General features: G+C 42.8%; 11 protein-coding genes and 2 pseudogenes. 7 read left to right on the top strand and 6 right to left on the bottom strand.

What is annotated here, in order from left to right:
- Window positions 1-707: 707 nt before the first annotated feature.
- The 4 genes from QVP90_RS10820 to QVP90_RS10805 all read right to left on the bottom strand — a co-directional run bounded on the left by QVP90_RS10820 (window position 708) and on the right by QVP90_RS10805 (window position 4,610).
- Window positions 708-1,211, bottom strand: coding sequence for a GNAT family N-acetyltransferase (locus tag QVP90_RS10820; RefSeq protein ID WP_021936412.1), 504 nt, complete (start codon window positions 1,209-1,211; stop codon window positions 708-710).
- A 184-nt stretch (window positions 1,212-1,395) separates the two neighbouring features.
- Window positions 1,396-2,772, bottom strand: coding sequence for an FAD-dependent oxidoreductase (locus QVP90_RS10815; protein ID WP_021936411.1), 1,377 nt, complete (start codon window positions 2,770-2,772; stop codon window positions 1,396-1,398).
- A gap of 513 nt (window positions 2,773-3,285) precedes the next feature.
- Window positions 3,286-4,128, bottom strand: a complete 843-nt coding sequence (locus QVP90_RS10810) for a helix-turn-helix domain-containing protein (RefSeq protein WP_025819079.1) — start codon at window positions 4,126-4,128, stop codon at window positions 3,286-3,288.
- Window positions 4,128-4,610, bottom strand: a complete 483-nt coding sequence (locus QVP90_RS10805) for a cytidine deaminase (RefSeq protein WP_005930345.1) — start codon at window positions 4,608-4,610, stop codon at window positions 4,128-4,130. Before QVP90_RS10805 ends, QVP90_RS10810 begins: the two co-directional genes overlap by 1 nt.
- 114 nt (window positions 4,611-4,724) lie before the next feature.
- Between QVP90_RS10805 and QVP90_RS10800 the strand changes: the two genes are divergently transcribed.
- The 6 genes and pseudogenes from QVP90_RS10800 (at window position 4,725) to QVP90_RS10770 (ending at window position 12,834) form a co-directional block, all read left to right on the top strand.
- Complete coding sequence (locus QVP90_RS10800) at window positions 4,725-5,630, top strand: glucosaminidase domain-containing protein (RefSeq protein WP_005930347.1); 906 nt, start codon at window positions 4,725-4,727, stop codon at window positions 5,628-5,630.
- A 191-nt stretch (window positions 5,631-5,821) separates the two neighbouring features.
- A complete protein-coding gene (locus tag QVP90_RS10795; RefSeq protein WP_007481718.1) occupies window positions 5,822-7,069 on the top strand; it encodes an efflux RND transporter periplasmic adaptor subunit in 1,248 nt (415 codons plus the stop codon).
- A 276-nt stretch (window positions 7,070-7,345) separates the two neighbouring features.
- Window positions 7,346-7,688, top strand: a pseudogene (locus QVP90_RS10790) (type II toxin-antitoxin system RelE/ParE family toxin).
- A pseudogene (locus QVP90_RS10780) lies at window positions 7,660-8,013 on the top strand (helix-turn-helix domain-containing protein). The pseudogenes QVP90_RS10790 and QVP90_RS10780 overlap by 29 nt, the downstream one beginning before the upstream one ends.
- Window positions 8,014-8,256: 243 nt before the next feature.
- The gene (locus QVP90_RS10775; protein WP_005930354.1) at window positions 8,257-11,316 is read left to right on the top strand and encodes a SusC/RagA family TonB-linked outer membrane protein; all 3,060 of its coding nucleotides are present in this window, start codon (window positions 8,257-8,259) and stop codon (window positions 11,314-11,316) included.
- Window positions 11,317-11,346: 30 nt separating this feature from the next.
- A complete protein-coding gene (locus tag QVP90_RS10770) occupies window positions 11,347-12,834 on the top strand; it encodes a RagB/SusD family nutrient uptake outer membrane protein (RefSeq protein WP_005930356.1) in 1,488 nt (495 codons plus the stop codon).
- An 80-nt stretch (window positions 12,835-12,914) separates the two neighbouring features.
- Here QVP90_RS10770 and QVP90_RS19885 read toward each other — a convergent pair whose 3' ends face one another.
- Both QVP90_RS19885 and QVP90_RS10755 read right to left on the bottom strand, forming a co-directional pair.
- On the bottom strand, window positions 12,915-15,623 hold the full coding sequence (locus QVP90_RS19885; RefSeq protein WP_021936409.1) for a DUF4957 domain-containing protein: 2,709 nt from the start codon (window positions 15,621-15,623) through the stop codon (window positions 12,915-12,917).
- A gap of 171 nt (window positions 15,624-15,794) precedes the next feature.
- Window positions 15,795-17,609 carry a hypothetical protein gene (locus tag QVP90_RS10755; protein ID WP_007481729.1) on the bottom strand — a complete coding sequence of 605 codons (1,815 nt, stop codon included), beginning with the start codon at window positions 17,607-17,609 and terminating at the stop codon, window positions 15,795-15,797.
- Between the two features lie 435 nt (window positions 17,610-18,044).
- On the opposite strand from QVP90_RS10755, the gene QVP90_RS10750 reads away from it, so the two are divergent.
- Window positions 18,045-18,450: ABC transporter ATP-binding protein (locus tag QVP90_RS10750; RefSeq protein ID WP_288204297.1), on the top strand; the 406-nt coding region annotated here is incomplete at its 3' end.

Here is an 18,450-nt window from a genome sequence, read left to right as displayed (position 1 = left end):
AGTGGCCAAACATACACGTTTGTGATGCTCAGTGTCGATAGAAAAATAGCATGTAAAAAGTGATGTTTACCGAAATGTGTTGTCTTACTTGGATATTCTCATCGGAGTAGTTTAATTAATTCCGGGGGCAAAGGTAAGATAAAAAATGAAACTCCCAACACTATATTAGTATCAATATTTAATTTCCTACTAATTTCACGGACAATTTTAAGGTCGACTCATATTAAATATAGTCGCTAAGGCGTGAAAGACTCATTCTGATTAGTTTGGAAAAAGATTTTTGATTGAAATCCATTTCAAACATGTGGAGCTTAAGAACATCTACCCTTGGAGGATAGGAAAACTTTTAAAACAGATCGATGGTTTATATAGTGAGAAAATCGCACGTCTGATTTTAACATTGTTAATCCTGTTTTCGGCATATGGTTTCTTCCGTTGCAAAACATTAATTTCTTTACCTGTAAAGAAGCGTATTCTTACCAACAAGAATACGTATTTAACACAGTATTAAAAGCGTATTCTTACAGGCTAAGAATATCAGTTTAATTGTTTATTAAATAAGTGATTAATTCTTTGATATACAGTGGTTAACGCCATTTGTATTTGTCTCCCGGTATGGAATATCCCCTATTGGTTCGAAAAATGACTCTTTCCTGTACTTGTCAAATTAGCAACTTCAGTTGTGTCAAATTGCTTTTTATCATTACTTATAAAAGTTTCTCATATGCCATGCGGCTTCCTCTTTGATATAATATTTCACCACAATAACTGAATCCTAACTTTTCTAACATTCTGTGCATATAGAAATTATCAAAATTGGTATCTACTTTGAAACTATGAATGCCTTGACTGCGGCTTAGCTCTTCTACTTTCTGCATAAATAGAGAGGCGATTCCTTTTTGTTTCATTTCATTGGCAACGGCCAGCCGATGAACAACTACATAAGGTTGTTCGCTTAACCAGCTACCGTCAATGAAATTGTAGGCAGGTTCCCCGTCAAAGACTACTGCGGCATAAGCTATGATATCGGCTTCACTGCACAATACATAGGCATAACCGTTACGAATGTCATTAGCTATATCTTCTGGTAAAGGATACGTTTCGTCCCATTGCTGTTTGTTTTGCCGAAGCATTTGTGCTTTGGCTTGCAAGATGATTTCCCATATTCTGGCAGCATCTTCGGTGGTTGCTTTTCGAAATGTCAGTTGCATATTGTTTTATAAATAACGTCTTACTGTGATAATTCTTTGAAATGAAAAAGTCTTGTTGCAAAAATAGAAAAAAAGAAAGGAATTTTACCCTATAATAGTAAAAATAGCACCTGCACTTGCCGATAATTTAAGCAGGCACAGGTGTTGTTTGAGGAAATTTTTAAAAAGTTTTTAAGTTTCCTGTTTAATCGAATGTGAATAATTGATTCAGGACTTCGCTCATACTCGGATGCGTGAAAATAAAATCACGCAGGAAGCTGTAATGTTGTCCGGACTTCATGGCTACATTGACGATATTGATCATTTCCGATGCATCTGCACAGAATAAAGTACATCCCATGATTTTTCCGGTGTGCGCATCGACGATTGCCTTCAGCATGCCATCTACCTTTTGTAATGTGCGGGCACGCGCTACGGCTGTTGCCGGTAAACGGGATACTTTGAATGAATAACCTTTTTTTATGGCTTCCTCTTCCGTGAGACCGACGTGTGCCAAAGGAGGATCTATGAATACAGAGTAAGCAAGCGGGTTGCGATCTTCCGTTGTCCGTTCTTTGTCACCGAATAGCTTGTTACGAATAATCCGGTAATCGTCCAAAGAGACATAAGTAAATTGCGGACCTCCTTTCACATCTCCCATCGCCCATATATGCGGAGTGGTAGTATGCAGATGTACATCTGTGATGATTGCACCTTGTGAATCGACTTGTACGCCTGCTGCTTGAAGATTTAATCCGTCGATCATCGGTTTACGTCCTGTTGCCAATAGGATGGCATCTCCATCTATAAAATAAGGAGTACCGTCCGAAGCGTCCGTATAGGCCAGCGTAACGCCGTCGGCCGTATCATGAATTGATTGTGCGCGGGCATTCAAACGGATTTCGATACCTTTTCTTTCCAGAACCTCCCGTACACTGTTGGCAATATCCCGGTCTTCACGCGGCATGAAGAATCTGTCCCCTTCCAGGATGGTTACTTTACTTCCGAATTCGGCATACATAGATGCGAATTCAAGTCCGATATATCCACCGCCTACAATAATGAGGTGTTGGGGAAGTAGTTCCATATCCAGTAAGGTTGAACTGGTATACACCCGCTTGCTATCACGGATACCATCGATGGCGGGGATAATACTCGTAGAACCGGTATTGATGAAAATTTCTTTTCCTTGCAATTCTATTTCTTCATCGGGGAGTGTTACTTTTACTGTGTCAGGACATATAAAGGAAGCAGTTCCGGTATAGATCGTTATGTTCGGACGGTTGGCCAGGTCATCGAAATTCTTGTCACGCAGGAATGAGGTTAATTTGTCTTTACGGGCAATGGCTAATTTATAAAAGTTACTTTGCTTTTTGTAATCCCCCTGATACATAATTCCGGATATTTCTGCTTCATGTATCAAAGCCTTGGTTGGTATACAAGCTACATTTATACACGTACCGCCATACATTTTGTCAGAGCGTTCTATCAGGGCTATTTTCCAGCCACGATTGGCCAGTTCGGCAGCTAATGTCTTTCCACCTTTGCCGAAACCTATAATAATTGCATCATATTGTTTCATAATTCTTGTCTTTTTAAGAGGTTATTATTTAGAACATAACATTTGGAAGATGACATTTGTTTCGATTGTTGAATGAGAACGGTGAGTGTGATTGAAGCCAGTTCGATGAATAAAAGGTATTTTTAACCATAATAAATTAAATTCATTAAATAACTGTGTATCAATAAGAATTGTTTGTGTAAGCATTTAAGATGTGAAGTAACGGTGAAACGCAGATGTGAAATGATAATTGTATGGTTAAAATGATATACAACGTTTGTGGATTGTAATATCTTGGTTTATAGCATGTTATATAAAAGATTTTTTTCTCGTAGAGGAGTTGGTTGAAACTCGTAGAGAAACCACTCGTTCCTCGTAGAGAAACGAAACGTTTCTTTACGAGAAAACGATGGGGATTTTATAAAAAGTTACAATATGTGTGGGTTCGACGTAAAAGAAAAGCCTTTTATTGTATGATTTGTTGAATATCTATAAATTGTTTCCGGCTTCTTTATCTGTGTAATTTCTATTCTACTATTTTTCTTGTTTTTCAGCTTCATTACGGAATTGAACGGTACTTTGTCCGGTCATATTCTTAAAAAAGCGACTGAATGAAGACTGATCTTCAAAACCTAACAGATCGGCTATTTCTTTGGAACTCTTTGTGCTGTACAATAAGAGACGTTTAGCCTCAGCCTCTATCCGTTCATGAATGATACGGAGTGGGGAGGGGAGTTTGCAAGTTGAAAAAATATTCGATAGTGTTTTCGGGGATTTATGCAGCATATCCGCGTAATCCTGCACTTGTTTCTTTTCCCGATAATGGGTATCTACCAAAATAAAGAACTGGCGGATAATTTCGAAACTATACTCTTTTTCCTGAGTAATATTCAATCGATGGCGTGCAATGCGTGTACTTTGAATAATGAAACGCTTCAATTGTATACGAAGCATTTCCTCCTGCAAATTGTCTGTGACGGAAAACTCTTTACAGAGGGTGTCGGCAATGTCATTCAGGGTTTTCTGTTCCGCTTCGTTCAATGTGAAACGTATCACATGCGAAGAACCGTTGAATAAGAATCCACTACAGGATACTTCGTGGTCATTGCCATAAATACAGTAAAAGTTGCTGTTGAACAACAAAGTCAGATAGTCTCCGTCAATAGATTTAAATTCCAGATGCTGCAAGTTGGAAAGGGAGATTATCTCATTTTTTGCAAGCATTATTTCCTGGTGGTCTATTTCCAGCGTTATACTTCCGCTTCTTACCCAGATAAATTTGTAAAGGCTCTTTTCTTTTTGCAGAGTTTTGTCTGCGTGATAAGAATCGGTAAGAACGAGCTTACCTTTTAATTTGGTATTGAATTGTTGAGTCATCATACTTTCATTGCTGAGGCGTCAAATGAAAGAGGCAACAGTACGCCGATACTTTTTACCTCATAAATGGCTTTTTTCCCATAGAGAAGAATGCGAATGGGCCGTTGGTAACGTTTTTCAGTTTCCAGTATCACCTGTCGGCACGCCCCGCATGGTGGGATCGGGAGATCGATAAAATCTTTTTCCGTTCGGGCGGCAATGGCAAGCGTAGTTACCGGCTGATCCGGATATTGTGAGTTGGCATAGAACAAAGTAGTACGTTCGGCGCACAACCCCGATGGATAAGCGGCGTTTTCCTGATTGGTTCCGGTCACTACAGTGCCATTGGCAAGAAGGGCGGCGGCACCTACGGAAAACTTGGAATAAGGAGCATAGCTACGGCCGGTTGCTTCCATGGCAGCCGTCATCAGAGCCTGATCCGTTTTAGTAAGTTCATCAAACTCATATACTTTGATAGTACTGGTAATCGTCAGGTCTTTCATCTTTATCAAGGGTTTTTGTTCTACAATTAATGTTACAAAGTTAGGAAAGAGATTGATAATCCCAATTATTTTTATGATTTTTGTGGCATTTAACTCACATTATCTATTTATAAAATGGACAAAAGACTTCTCAGACTTATTGTAGTGACTATTGTGCTTGTTTGCTCTGTGGGTGCACAGGCTCAACGCCGGAACTCACGTTATGTGACTTATATCGATAAATACAAGGATCTTGCCATAGAGCAGATGAAAGAACACAAAATTCCTGCCAGCATCACGTTGGCACAAGGGTTGCTCGAGAGCGGTGCGGGAATGAGTGAGTTGGCACGTAAGAGTAACAATCATTTTGGTATCAAGTGTGGGGGAAGTTGGAAAGGCCGTACGGTGCGACACGACGATGATGCCCGTCAGGAATGTTTTCGCGCTTACAAAAATCCGAGGGATTCTTATGAAGATCATTCTACGTTTCTTACCCGGGGGGCTCGTTATGCCTTTCTTTTTAAACTCGACATAACCGATTATAAAGGGTGGGCACGCGGATTGAAGAAAGCCGGTTATGCCACAGATCCTTCCTATGCTAATCGTTTGATTACGATTATCGAAGATTATGATTTGTATAAATATGATGCTCAGGGAGTCTACTCAAAACGGAAATTAAGAAAGCACCCGTGGTTGCTGAATCCGCATCCGGTATACATCGCCAATGATATTGCTTATGTGGTTGCCCGTAGCGGCGATACTTTTAAAGAACTGGGTGATGAGTTCGGGATCAGTTGGAAGAAACTGGTAAAATACAATGATCTGCAGCGCGATTATACGCTGACACAGGGGGATATTATCTATTTGAAGGCGAAAAAGAAAAAGGCTCCGAAGCAGTATAATGTATATATAGTGAAGGATGGAGACTCGATGCATACCATTTCGCAGAAATACGGTATTCGTTTGAAGAATCTTTATAAAATGAACCGGAAAGACGGTGATTATATTCCGGAAGTTGGTGACCGTTTAAGGTTGAGATAGTCGGTTATTTATGCCTTATGATTCTCTAAATTCGTACAGGGTGTTCGAAAACGAACATCCTGTCTTTTTCTTTTTTATCTTGTTTTCAGATGATTATGAATTTGGCACGGATTTGGTATCCCTGATAGCGAATGATGACTGATGATTTATAAGCCATTATTCATAAATCATAATTCCTAAATAAATATAAGATGGACAGAGAAATTCCCAAAGAGATACGCAAGAAAGAGCGTAATAAAAAGATTATCCGTTTTTCAGCTATTGCTGTCACGATTGTTGTGGTTATCAGTATTCTGATTTCCCTGATGCGTACGGGAGTGAAGAAAAAAGACATTATACTCTCTGTCGTTGATCAAGGAACGATTGAAGTCAGTGTCAGTGCATCGGGGAAGGTGGCACCTGCTTTCGAAGAGATTATCACGTCTCCCATCAATAGCCGTATTGTTGAAGTCTATCGTCGTGGTGGTGACAGTGTGGATGTGGGAACACCGATTTTGAAGCTCGATTTGCAAAGTACGGAAACGGAGTATAAAAAACTGCTCGATGAAGAAGAGATGAGACGTTATAAATTGGAGCAGCTTCGTGTCAATAACCAGACGAAACTTTCTGATATGGCTATGCAGATTAAAGTGTCTGCCATGAAGTTGAACCGGATGAAGGTAGAGCTTCGCAACGAACATTATCTGGATAGCCTGGGTGCCGGTACTACCGATAAAGTACGTCAGGCTGAACTGAGTTATAATGTAGCCCAACTCGAATATGAACAGCTCAAACAACAGTATGATAATGAAAAGGAAGTTGCTGCCGCCGAGTTGAAAGTGCAGGAACTCGATTTCAACATTTTCCGGAAGAATCTTGCCGAGATGAAACGTACATTGGATGATGCGCAGATTCGTTCACCGCGTAAGGCCATTCTCACTTATATTAATAATCAAGTGGGTGCTCAGGTTCCTCAAGGTGGTCAGGTAGCTATTATTTCCGATTTAAGTCATTTCAAGGTAGAGGGTGAAATAGCGGATACTTATGGTGACCGTGTGGCTGCCGGTGGAAAAGCGATCGTGAAAATCGGTACGGAAAAGCTGGAAGGAGTGGTCAGCAGTGTGACTCCCTTGTCTAAAAACGGGGTAATCTCTTTCTCTGTACAATTGATGGATGACAATAACCGCCGTTTGCGTTCGGGACTGAAGACGGATGTATATGTGATGAATGCTGTGAAAGAAGACGTGATGCGTATTGCCAATGCCTCTTACTATGTGGGACGTGGTGAATATGATTTGTTCGTAATGACATCGGATGATGAAATTGTGAAACGTAAAGTGCAGTTGGGTGATTCGAATTTTGAATTTGTAGAGGTGGTGAGCGGATTGCAGCCGGGCGATCGGGTGGTAGTGAGCGATATGAGCCAGTATAAGAATAAAACGAAACTGAAGCTAAAATAGAGGATATTTCTTGCCAAAATGAAAGTGCCTTTTATATGGAGTGGGGATAATAAATAAGAGATCAAAAGAATTTGAATAATTATAAAGCTCCCTTCAAATCGGAAATAAAGGACATTAAAACGCTTCTTTATCAAAAAAATATGAGGATATAATTTTGATGTAAAAAAATAGGATATTTGGCGGTAGTTCCAATGGAGTTACCGCTATTTTTGTGTATAGCTCTAAAATATTTATTAAAAAGTTACTCAATTGATAAACTTCTTCTGTCTTTGCTGTATGAACAGAAAGATAATAGCATACAAAAACTACTATAAAGATTTTTTTTGATATTCTGGATAAAGATATGCAAGAAAAAGTCCTATATGGATTACTCTTATTAAAAACTCAAGATAGACTACCGGCAAAGTACGTGAAGTTTTTCAAAGATGGTTTATATGAGTTAAGGATAGAGTGGTAAGATAATATCCATCGGATTTTTTTCTGTTATGATGAGGAACATATTGTTGTATTGTTCAATGGTTTTCAAAAAGAGGCGCAGAAAACACCAGATAGAGAAATTGATAAAGCATTAAAACTAAAGAAAGAATATAATGAGCGAAAAAGAACTAAAGATGTCTGATGTCGATGTACAGTTGGATACTGTGTTTGGCAAAGAAGGGACTCCGGAGCGTAAGGCTGCCGAAGATAGGGCGAATGCTTTCTTTACCGGATAGATAATTGAAGAGGCAAGGAAGAAAGCAAACATGACACAGGCAGAACTTGCCGAAAAGATAGGAACTAATAAATCTTATATTTCTCGTGTGGAAACGGGAAAGACAGAACCTGAGGTTTCTACCTTTTATCGTATTGCTTCCACTTTGGGATTGAATGTTGAGTTGACTCCTGCCATGTGGTTTCTGTTACGTAACAGGTTTGATTTTTTATTTTCTTATAATAACGATTAGAGACATAATATTTTATTAAGGATGTAACAGTTGAACTGTATTTTTTCTAATGGACTGTGGAATTATTCCACAAATATGTGGACTGAATCTACAGCCCTTTTTTCATTTCTTAGTTTTCCTTGAATAATTAATGTTTTTATTTACTGACGTTTAGAATTAATTTGTTTCTTCAACGCCTTTAAGGTACAATTATTGAGGTATACAAGCGCAAATAGGTGTTTGTAGATTTAAAATAATTAACCAATGAGAAACTTTAAAGTAGTATTGTTTGTACTGAGTTGCCTGTGTGGTATACATGTTCAGGCACAACAATTGGAAATAAAAGGTGTGGTGACATCATCAGACGACAAACAGCCACTTATCGGGGCTACCGTTTCTGTAAAAGGAGCACCGAGTCGGGGAGTAGTGACGGATATGGATGGTCGCTATACCTTACATGTGGAGCCATCGGATAAAATTCTGGTTGTATCCTATGTCGGTATGAAAACGATAGAGGTAAGAGTGCCGAAAAGTGGAGTATTGAATGTGGAGTTACGTCCCGAATCACTGAGTTTGGACGAGGTGGTGGTAACAGGATATGGTAATTTCTCAAAGTCGTCTTTTACCGGTTCGGCCAATACTTTACGGGCCGATATGCTGAAAAACGTGCCGGTACTTTCTGTTGAACAGAAATTGCAGGGAATGACAACGGGAGTGAACATCACTTCCAGTTCCGGCCAGCCGGGCGCCAATCAGAGTATTCGTATCCGTGGTATGGGGTCGTTCAATGCATCTAACGAACCTCTGTTCGTCATTGATGGCGTACCGGTCACTTCCGGTAATATGGGTGCCGGTACGGGTGCTGATGCTGCTTATATGAATAATGCCAAAACCAATGTGATGAGCACGCTTAATCCTGCTGATATTGAAAATATCACAGTGATAAAAGATGCCGCCGCCGCTTCTCTTTATGGATCGCGTGCTGCGAATGGAGTGATCCTGATTACTACAAAGAAAGGAGCGGCAGGACGTACTAAAGTTACTTTGAGTGCCAGTGGAGGTTTCTCTAATGCCGCCGTCAACTTCCGTCCTACATTGAATGGGGAACAGCGTCGTGAGATGATTTACGAAGGTTTGTATAATTCTGCTGTAGATCAGGGATTAGAATCTCCCGAAGAGTATGCCAACGCCAACATCGATACGTATGCAGGAATACCGGAATTAGGATATACTGATTGGCGGAAAGAATTGATTCGTACCGCCCATAATCAGAATTACGAAGTTTCTGCTTCGGGAGGAAATGAACGTACTACTTTCTACGCTTCTCTTGGTTTCAACCGACAGGAAGGATTAGTGGAGAATTCCAGCCTGGATCGCTATTCCGCCCGTCTGAACATGACGCAGAAGATAGGTAGCCGGGCCGAAGTAGGAGGGAATATGATGTTCACCCAGATGAATCAGGAGATGAATGAAGAGCGCGGTTCCAACATCAATCCGTTTCTTTGTGTAGCGGTATCTGCCACGCCTTCCATGCCGGTACGCGATGCTTCTGGCAATTATGTAGGCTCTTATGCCGGCACCAATGTGAATCCGCTTCGCGACATCCGTACTGATTATAACCGAAGCCGTATAACACGTATGTTCTCTACCGGATACGCTTCTGTAGATATCATTAAAGGATTGAAGTTGAAAGAGACCCTGAGCTATGATTATGCCGTACAGAAAGATTCCCGTTACCTGAATCCTCTTAGTGGGGCAGGACCGAAGAGCGGAAGTGATGCCCAGACTTCGAAGGGGTTTACCGAATATGGTAAGCTATTGTCGTCTACTTCATTAAACTATACCCGTACATTTGCCGCCAAACATCATCTTGATGTACTGGCTGCTTATGAACTGGAAAGCTATCAGAGCGATAAAGCGATGGGAGAGAAGTCCAAACTACCCTCAGATGTATTGCTCGAACCGGATAATGCTGCCGTATTGAAAAGTTTTGTTTCTTCTACGCAGGCATACAGAATGATTTCTTACCTCTCCCGCTTGAATTATGATTATGATGACCGTTACTACATTGCCGGCAGTTACCGTCGCGATGGTAGTTCACGTCTGGCACCGGAAAGCCGTTGGGGAGATTTCTGGTCTGTCTCCGGTATGTGGCATCTGAGCAATGAGTCTTTTATGAACGCTGTGAAACCGGTATTGAATGATGTGAAAATCCGGGCTTCCTATGGTGTCAATGGTAATCAGCCGGGAGCTTTTTACGGATATATGGGATTGTACAGTTACGGACAGAATTATATGGGAGCCGCAGGCTCGTATGAATCTGCACAAGCCAATCCCGGTTTGAAGTGGGAAAAGAATTACAATCTCAATATCGGTCTTGATCTGGCTTTTATCAATCGTATTTTTGTGAGCCTCGAATACTATAACCGCGATACCAAAGACCTGCTTTACAATCGTCCTATCAGTGCTACCACCGGTTTCCTGAATTATCTGGCAAATATCGGTCAGCTCAACAACAAAGGAGTGGAATTCGAGTTACGTACCATCAACTTTGCCAGTCCGGACTTTAACTGGACATCGGTCTTGAACCTGACGCACAACCGTAATAAGATCGTGACACTGGATGGAGATATGACACAGTCTATCGAGGGTTCCTGGTTTATCCATAAGATCGGTCTTCCTTATAATAGTTTCTATGTGAAAGAGTTTGCCGGAGTAGATCCGATGACCGGAAAAGCCCTTTATTATCTGAATACGCAAGATGAACAGGGTAATTATAATAAAGAAAAGACCGATGATGCTTCCAAGGCGCAAGCCATCCCGTATAAATCTGCCGATCCGAAGATTTCGGGAGGATTCACCAATATCATCTCTTACAAATGGTTTGATCTGGGACTTACCTTTACCTATTCATTGGGCGGTTATTCTTTCGATAAAACAGGTACACTGATAGAGACTGACGGCAGTCAAGAGAAGTCATACAATTTGCCCGTATATGCTTTAGACCGTTGGCAGAAACCGGGAGATATAACTGATGTGCCCCGTTTCGTGTTGGAGCAAAGCGCCGGTCCGCAAAACTCGTCCCGCTATATTCACAGTACTGACCATATCCGGCTTAAGAATCTGACAATCGGTTTCACGTTGCCGGGACAATGGACGCGGAAAGCTCTGATAGAAAATGCACGTATCTACTTCTCCGGCAGTAACCTGCTGACGTGGGCCAAGTGGAAGCAGTATGATCCTGAAGTACCGGTTAACGGTGAGGTATTCTGTGAAGCTCCCGCTATGCGTACTTTTAATTTTGGTGTTGAGATAACTTTCTGATTTTTTCAATTCTTATTAATTTTCAGATATATGAAACGTATATTTATATATATATTCGCGGCCACATCCTTTTTTTATTCTTCCTGTTCCGGCGATTGGCTGAATTTGAATCCGTCCACTTCCGTTACCTCCGAACAAGCCATCCGTACGCTTGAAGAGGCACAGATTGCTTTGAACGGCATTTATCGTATTGCAGCTTCGCACAGCTATTATGGCGATAACTATCTCTATTATGCCGATTGCCGGGGCGAAGATGTCCAGGCGCGTATCAGTAAAGGGCCCGGCAAACGTGTGTCGCCTTATTATGAATTTAATGTAACGGCAGATGATGCCTTGAATATTACACGTGTATGGAATCAGCCTTATATCGTGATTCATCAGGCAAACAGTCTTTTGGAGAGAATAGAATCCGGTGCGGTAGCCACGGATAATGTTACTGAACTCAATTGTATCAAAGCCGAGGCGTTGGCTTTGCGCGGATTGGCTCTTTTTGATCTTACCCGTCTGTTTGCTATGCCTTATACATTGAACAACGGTGCGTCTTTAGGAGTGCCTATCGAGACTGAAACTACGCTGCCTACCCATCAGCCTTCCCGTAATACGGTGGCCGAATGTTACCGGCAGGTGATTGACGATATGACCGGTGCTTTGGATCTTTCCGCATTGTCTACCGGCAAAAAAGATGGTTATCTTAATGTGTGGAGTGTCAAGGCATTACTTTCACGTGTTTACCTTTACATGAATAATAATGAAAAGGCGCTCGAACTGGCCAAAGAAGTAATGAATAACGGAGGATTGTACAACCTGTTCACACACGATGAATATCCCACCGTATGGGGAAAAGATTTTAATTCGGAATCTCTCTTTGAGTTTTACTATACTCTTTCGGAACCTGATGGCGGTACCGGAGGTGAAGGGGCTCCGATGGTTTATGCCGATAATGTGAAAGACTGGAATAATCTGGTGCTTACCAAGGCTTTTCTCGATTTGCTGGGAGAAGACCCCGATGATGTGCGGCATGCACTGAACTGCCTGCCGCAAAAGCCGGATGAAGATATATTGCCCGAAGGCTCTACCGGTTATCCTAAGTATCTGAACAAATATCCGGGTAAAACGGGCGATAATCCGCAAGACAACGATATTTGCATTATTCGTCTTTCCGAAGTCTATCTGAATGCTGCTGAAGCAGCGTTTAAGTTAGGGGGAGCAGAAAACCTGAAATTTTCTTTGGATTGCCTCAATGCGATAGTAAGTCGTGCCAATCCCGTGAAGTCGGTAAAAGAATCGGAATTAAGTCTGGAGCGTATTCTGAAAGAGCGCAGAAAAGAACTGGTAGGAGAGGGACACGCTTTTTTTGATGCCATGAGAAACGGATTATCCGTGAATCGTACAGGCGGTTGGCATTTGGCTTCCGTAGCTGATGCGGCGGTTATTACTCCGTCTGATCCGAGGGTAGCATTACCTATTCCGCAGACGGAGATAGATGCGAATCCGAATATGGAGCAGAATCCTCGTTAGTCTGTTCAGCTTATAAAGTAACAAAGGCCTGTACTTTCTATATGGTAAGTACAGGCCTTTGCCGGTTATACTGCTTGGGGTTAAGGTACCAGTATTTTTCGGATACTTATCGTATTTGTGGTAGCTATTCTCACGATGTAGTTTCCCGAGGGTAGATCGAAAGAGGTTTCCGTACCGGATGTTTCATGTTTGCGGATCATTGTTCCGGCATAGGTGTATACTTCAATATAACTGTTCCCGGAGATTCCTTCTACATAGACTGTATGGGCCGATACATAAGCGGTGATTTCATCTGCCGGTTTGTTTCCGATGCCGGTTCCGCTTCCTTTCAGCCAGCGTGGATCACCGATAACGCCTCCGGTGGTGCTTGCACCGGCTAAAGGGGAATTACTGTCGATACTGAAATCTCCGTTGTCCACGTCAGGAAAATCGATTGTAGTCAGTCCGGAGAGGACTCCTTCTCCTAAAGTTAGGTCATTGACGGTTTTATTCCCTATGTTGTCACAAAGATAGCTTTCGAAGCCGGCAATGAGATTTTTCTCGGCGAGCAGGACACCTTTACTTGTAGTGTTGAGTACGGATGGCGTAAAATCAGCTCCCGGATAAGCACCGTTTATCAGATTGTTTCGGAATGTATAAGTACCGTTGAATGCCGTTTCCTCTATCTTGCATAAATTGAATGTGTTGGTGCTGCTTTTACCGCCTTTGGACCATCTGCTTACGGTATTGTTTTCAAAGGTAAAGGTGAAATCGAGCGCTTCGCCGTAGTTACGCGTCCAAAACAGATGTTCTTGCGGATAGTTGTAAAAGGTGGAATGAGTGATCACTACTTTTTGTGTGGCTCCGCCATTGTTGTAGATGTAACTATAACCTGTTGCCTGGTCGGGGTGCACAATGCAGTTGTCTATTATCAATTCTCCGTTTACGCCTTTACCGCTTATCGTCATCAGTCCGCGTTTGGAGGTTTCGATACGGCAGTTTTTGAATTGCAACGACCGGAGGTATGCACCTTCACTCAGACTGATAAAGTAGTTCACGTTGGCCGGCTCGATTGTCAATCCGTCAAAGACCAGACTACCGTCCTTTTCGCTTTTTCCGGAGATCTCATTGTTGAATTTCAATACCGGTGCAGCCTCTTCTGCCGCTTTCAGGGTGATGGCGCGCCCTCCGGGGATACCGATTGCTTCGGTATATTCTCCGTTGGCGAGCAGTAATACGCTTCCGTCAGCTGCTGCATCGAAAACGATTTTTAAGGTAGAGGGAGTTACGTTGATGAGCCCCGGGGTATCGCCACCGTCATCGCCTTCTTGGTTTTGTTTTTCTGTAATGTCTGCAACAAGGCTGTTGAGATATACTTCAAGATTGGTGTAACCTTCTTTGCTAAGCGTGGATGTTTTTCCGTCAGAGGAGTCATTGGGATTCAGCCCATTGGCAGTTTCCCATACATCGGGCATACCGTCTCCGTCCGTATCTTTGAGTTGGTCGGCAGTCACGCCGCCATCACTTAATTCAGGCCAAGGGCTGGAAGCTCCGGCGGGCATTACGTCGGTAGGCCGGTCGATGAGCCCCGGTTTCTTGGAGGCATCCGATGAAACACTTCCCTTGTAAGTGGCCGTACCTGTTTCTGTCTCTTTAACGATACGTTCGTCAATGATGTCTCTCTCTTTCGAACATCCGGCATAAAGCAAGACTTGCTTGAAAGCCTGTTCTGCGGTATGGGTGGTCACAAATTCGGTTTCGAGCGGCGCACTCAGTTTCATCTCTGCCTTTACCTGATCGTTGAATGTATTGTCACACTCTTTGTTGTTGATCTGTTCGTAGATGCCTTTTGTCCAGTTGTCGGCGGTGACATTGGCGTTTCCCTCTATCACATTTCCATCTACATAGAATTGTCCCCATACGTGTTCCATCGGTTTCCATGCGTTGGGAGTACCGTCGGAATTGGTACAATAAGCGGTTGTTCTGACACCGATTTTGGCAATGCGGTAACGTACGGCGCTATTGGGAGTAGCCGGTCCCGGCTTATAGTAATTGTTCACGATATTTACTTTCATGCCTTCACCGCCATAACATCCGTTGCCGGCCCAGTTATAGAATACATTATTGCGCAGATCCATATATTCACGTTCCTGTGTTCCGGGACGCGGGCCGAGACGGGGGACACGACTTTCATGGTGGGCCATCAGATTGTGATGGTAGGAAGCATGAGCACCTCCCCAGTTACCGCCATAACCATGTACTCCTTTGCTGTGTCCTGAACTGCGTAAACTTTCGGATACGATACACCATTGCACAGTGGTGTTTTCCGAGCCGTATACGGATAAGCATTCGTCCACCGACCAACTGATGGAGCAGTGGTCTACAATGATGTTCTTTCGGTCCATACCACCGAGTCCGTCGGGCTCTCCGCCGTTGGCTATGCTTTCAGTACCTACGCGGAAACGCAGATAGCGGAGGATAACATCGTTGGCTGAGATAATGACGGGATAGTCGGCAATGCAAATACCTTGTCCCGGAGCAGTTTGTCCCGCAATGGTGATGTAGTCATTGGAGATTTTCAAATCGCTTTTCAGATAGATCGTTCCTGCCACATCGAAAACAATGATGCGTGCTCCCTTTTGCTTGACAGCATGGCGGAGGGTTCCTTTGGCCTCACTGTCTTCAAGGTTTGTCACGTGGTAAACGTTGCCGCCCCGGCCACCGGTTGTATAGCGGCCGTGTCCTTCGGCACCCGGGAAAGCCGGAAGCAATTGTGCTGCTACAGATGCCGGCAGGCATAATAGCAACATGAGAAGATAGATGGTTTTACTGGTTTTCATTGAGTATCTATTATAAATTAGAGTTCTGTTTAACCTCCACTCGCTGTAAAAATCATGCTGTATGGCTTCTTCTTCTTCTTCAGGAAAGAGGGGGAAGCCGTGCAGGATAAGTTTTATGTCGAACTCAGGTTATCTGTTTTATTAGGTAATAACGATTTTTTCATTTTGCCGGCTTCCGTCGGTCAGGATATAGGTCACGATGTATATGCCCGGTTGCAATGCCGGCAGGCTGATTTCGCTTTTCTTTACCTGCGGATACGAAGAATATACTTGTATACCCGACATGCCGGTGATATTTAGAACGGCTACTTCACGATCCGTAACGAAAGGACGTACGATAGAAGTGCCTGTATCACCGACCAGTCCGTTCAGATAATTCTCCAGATTGGAATATCCGTTAGCCGTGAGAATGCCGCCGTCTGCCGGATCGTTTTTATCCAGTCCGTTGGCTTCTTCCCAATTGTCGGGGATACCGTCACCATCGGTATCTGTCGGAACTGTTTCACCGGCTTTCGGTGTGAGGTCCGGCCAGGGAGTCCAGTTGTCGCCTGCATCGGCGGGCTTCAAGTCTTCTTGTGAATTGATCATACCCACAAATTTGATGTTGCCGGGATCCGGTTCTGTTTTATTCCATTTTATCGCTCCTCTGTCTACCGGCTTTAATTCTCCGGCAGCTTCGGCGAGAATACGCGTATCCACTTCGTCCAGTTTGGGAAGTTGTGCTCCTGCCTGTTTGATAACTTTAAGATAAGCCTCTTCTGCTGTTTCGATGGTCAACTCACTGTTAGCTGATGGGGCCGTGAGTTTTATTTCATTTATTTTATCGATGCCGGCACGCAAGTTTACGGCTTTTTTGGAGTTGTTTTCATCGGCATATATCCAGTTGTTGGCGTTTACCTTCGAATGGTCTCCTTTGTTTTTGTCATTCTTATATTCATTTGTTTCAAACATGTTGCCATCGATATACCATTCTCCCAGGCCGGTAGCGCTGGAAGCATCGTGCGAACAATCGGCGAACCAACGGTCCTGAAAAGTGTTGGTAGCCGGTCCCGGCTTATAGTAGTTGTTGATGAGGTTGGTACGCGAATAAGCTCCCTCTACGATGGAATGTAATTGTCCGCCATATAAGGCACCTTTATTGCCCCAGTTGAAGTGTACGTTATTGATGATTTCCGTATCTACGAAAGCATCGTGCCCACTGGCAGATTTATCACGTGCTCCGTTTACCAATGGAGTACGTCCTACGCAGTGTGCAAACAGATTGTGATGGAATGTAGAGTGTTCACCTCCCCATTGGGCACCGTATCCGCGTGCACCTTTATCATGCTTGGATACATAGAGCGGTTCGCTCAATATACACCATTGCATAGTAGTGTATTTGTTGTCGTACATTGTCACGTTTTCTTCCATCGACCAACTGAAAGAGCAATGATCGATGATTATATTTTCGGTGTTCTCTATACCTAATGCCGAATAATTACTGCCGGACAGGTCTCCTGCACGGAAGCGGATGTAACGTACGATGAAGTTTTTACTGTGGATATAAATATTTGCCCCGGAGATACAGATGCCGCCACCCGGTGCCGATTGTCCGGCAATGGTCACATTCGGTCTCGGACATTTCAATCTTTCTTTAAGATTGATAGTGCCGCCCACTTTGAAGAGGATGGTTCGCGGCGTATCGTCTCCTGTGGTTAATGCCCAACGGAGTGTCCCTTCTATAGGCTCTTCGGACGAAAGATAATCATCGAGACTTGTTACGTAATACACTTTGCTTCCGATAGCGGGATCTGTGGTACGTCCGCCGGTTGCAAACCGTCCCCAGCCTTCGGCACCCGGAAAAGCGATTTGTTGGTTATCGGCCTGTGAATATACAGGCGAAAGTGGGAGTAACGCTATGCAGCCCAGTAGAGCATGTTGACGTAAAACTTGTTTGAGAGTAATGTTTTTCATCATGTTTCTCATGTTTTGTTAATGATTGGAGATTATTTTTTATTTTCTTGCAATATTACCCGATTTATATTAATCGCGTGTGTAATATCTGTTGTAAGTGGATGGCAACCAATTATTGCTCATGGATAATCAATAATTCCACATTCATTTTATTTTCGGAGATAGATACCCGATAGCAGAAAGACAGGATTTTTTCCTTTTTAGCGGACCGTACTTTTTGTATGGGAGACTGTATGCTGGCATTTGTTTATGAAAGTTTGCCGTTGTGTTCATTTTCATATCCGTAAATAGTCCGCCTTTGCGAAAAGTGTTCATTTTCGGACAGCTACGTTTTTAGCTAATATTCAGAATATAAGTAATTTATGTTTTTGGCATATCATTTGAAATCCTTTTAGTGATAAAATACGAAATTGAAAATTCTATTAAATACAAAAAGTTATGATTACATTGACTTCGCTCTCTAAAGTTTACCGTACAAATGAGATTGAAACGGTAGCCCTTGAAAACGTGAACTTGACAGTGGATCGTGGTGAGTTCCTCAGTATTATGGGCCCTTCCGGTTGTGGGAAATCTACATTACTGAATATTATGGGATTGCTCGATACACCGACTACCGGTACGATCGAGATCAACGGTACCCGTACCGAAGGGATGAAAGATAAAGAGTTGGCTGCTTTCCGCAACAAGACTTTGGGATTTGTGTTTCAGTCTTTCCATCTGATAAATTCATTGAATGTATTGGATAATGTGGAGCTTCCGTTGCTTTATCGCCATGTGAACAGTAGTGAGCGTAAACGCCTGGCACAGGAAGTACTTGAAAAGGTAGGGCTGAGTCACCGCATGC

The sequence above is a fragment of the Bacteroides sp. CAG:189 genome (genome assembly GCF_000432295.1).
Taxonomy (GTDB): Bacteria; Bacteroidota; Bacteroidia; order Bacteroidales; family Bacteroidaceae; genus Bacteroides; species Bacteroides salyersiae.
Note: the sequence above shows the minus strand (reverse complement) of the source record. Positions and strands in the feature narration are given on the sequence as shown.

Bases quoted from the DNA above. Each gene is read 5' to 3' on its own strand.
- QVP90_RS10820 (WP_021936412.1), bottom strand. From the start codon at position 1,211: ATGCAACTGACATTTCGAAAAGCAACCACCGAAGATGCTGCCAGAATA.
- QVP90_RS10815 (WP_021936411.1), bottom strand. From the start codon at position 2,772: ATGAAACAATATGATGCAATTATTATAGGTTTCGGCAAAGGTGGAAAG.
- QVP90_RS10810 (WP_025819079.1), bottom strand. From the start codon at position 4,128: ATGACTCAACAATTCAATACCAAATTAAAAGGTAAGCTCGTTCTTACC.
- QVP90_RS10805 (WP_005930345.1), bottom strand. From the start codon at position 4,610: ATGAAAGACCTGACGATTACCAGTACTATCAAAGTATATGAGTTTGAT.
- QVP90_RS10800 (WP_005930347.1), top strand. From the start codon at position 4,725: ATGGACAAAAGACTTCTCAGACTTATTGTAGTGACTATTGTGCTTGTT.
- QVP90_RS10795 (WP_007481718.1), top strand. From the start codon at position 5,822: ATGGACAGAGAAATTCCCAAAGAGATACGCAAGAAAGAGCGTAATAAA.
- QVP90_RS10775 (WP_005930354.1), top strand. From the start codon at position 8,257: ATGAGAAACTTTAAAGTAGTATTGTTTGTACTGAGTTGCCTGTGTGGT.
- QVP90_RS10770 (WP_005930356.1), top strand. From the start codon at position 11,347: ATGAAACGTATATTTATATATATATTCGCGGCCACATCCTTTTTTTAT.
- QVP90_RS19885 (WP_021936409.1), bottom strand. From the start codon at position 15,623: ATGTTGCTATTATGCCTGCCGGCATCTGTAGCAGCACAATTGCTTCCG.
- QVP90_RS10755 (WP_007481729.1), bottom strand. From the start codon at position 17,609: ATGATGAAAAACATTACTCTCAAACAAGTTTTACGTCAACATGCTCTA.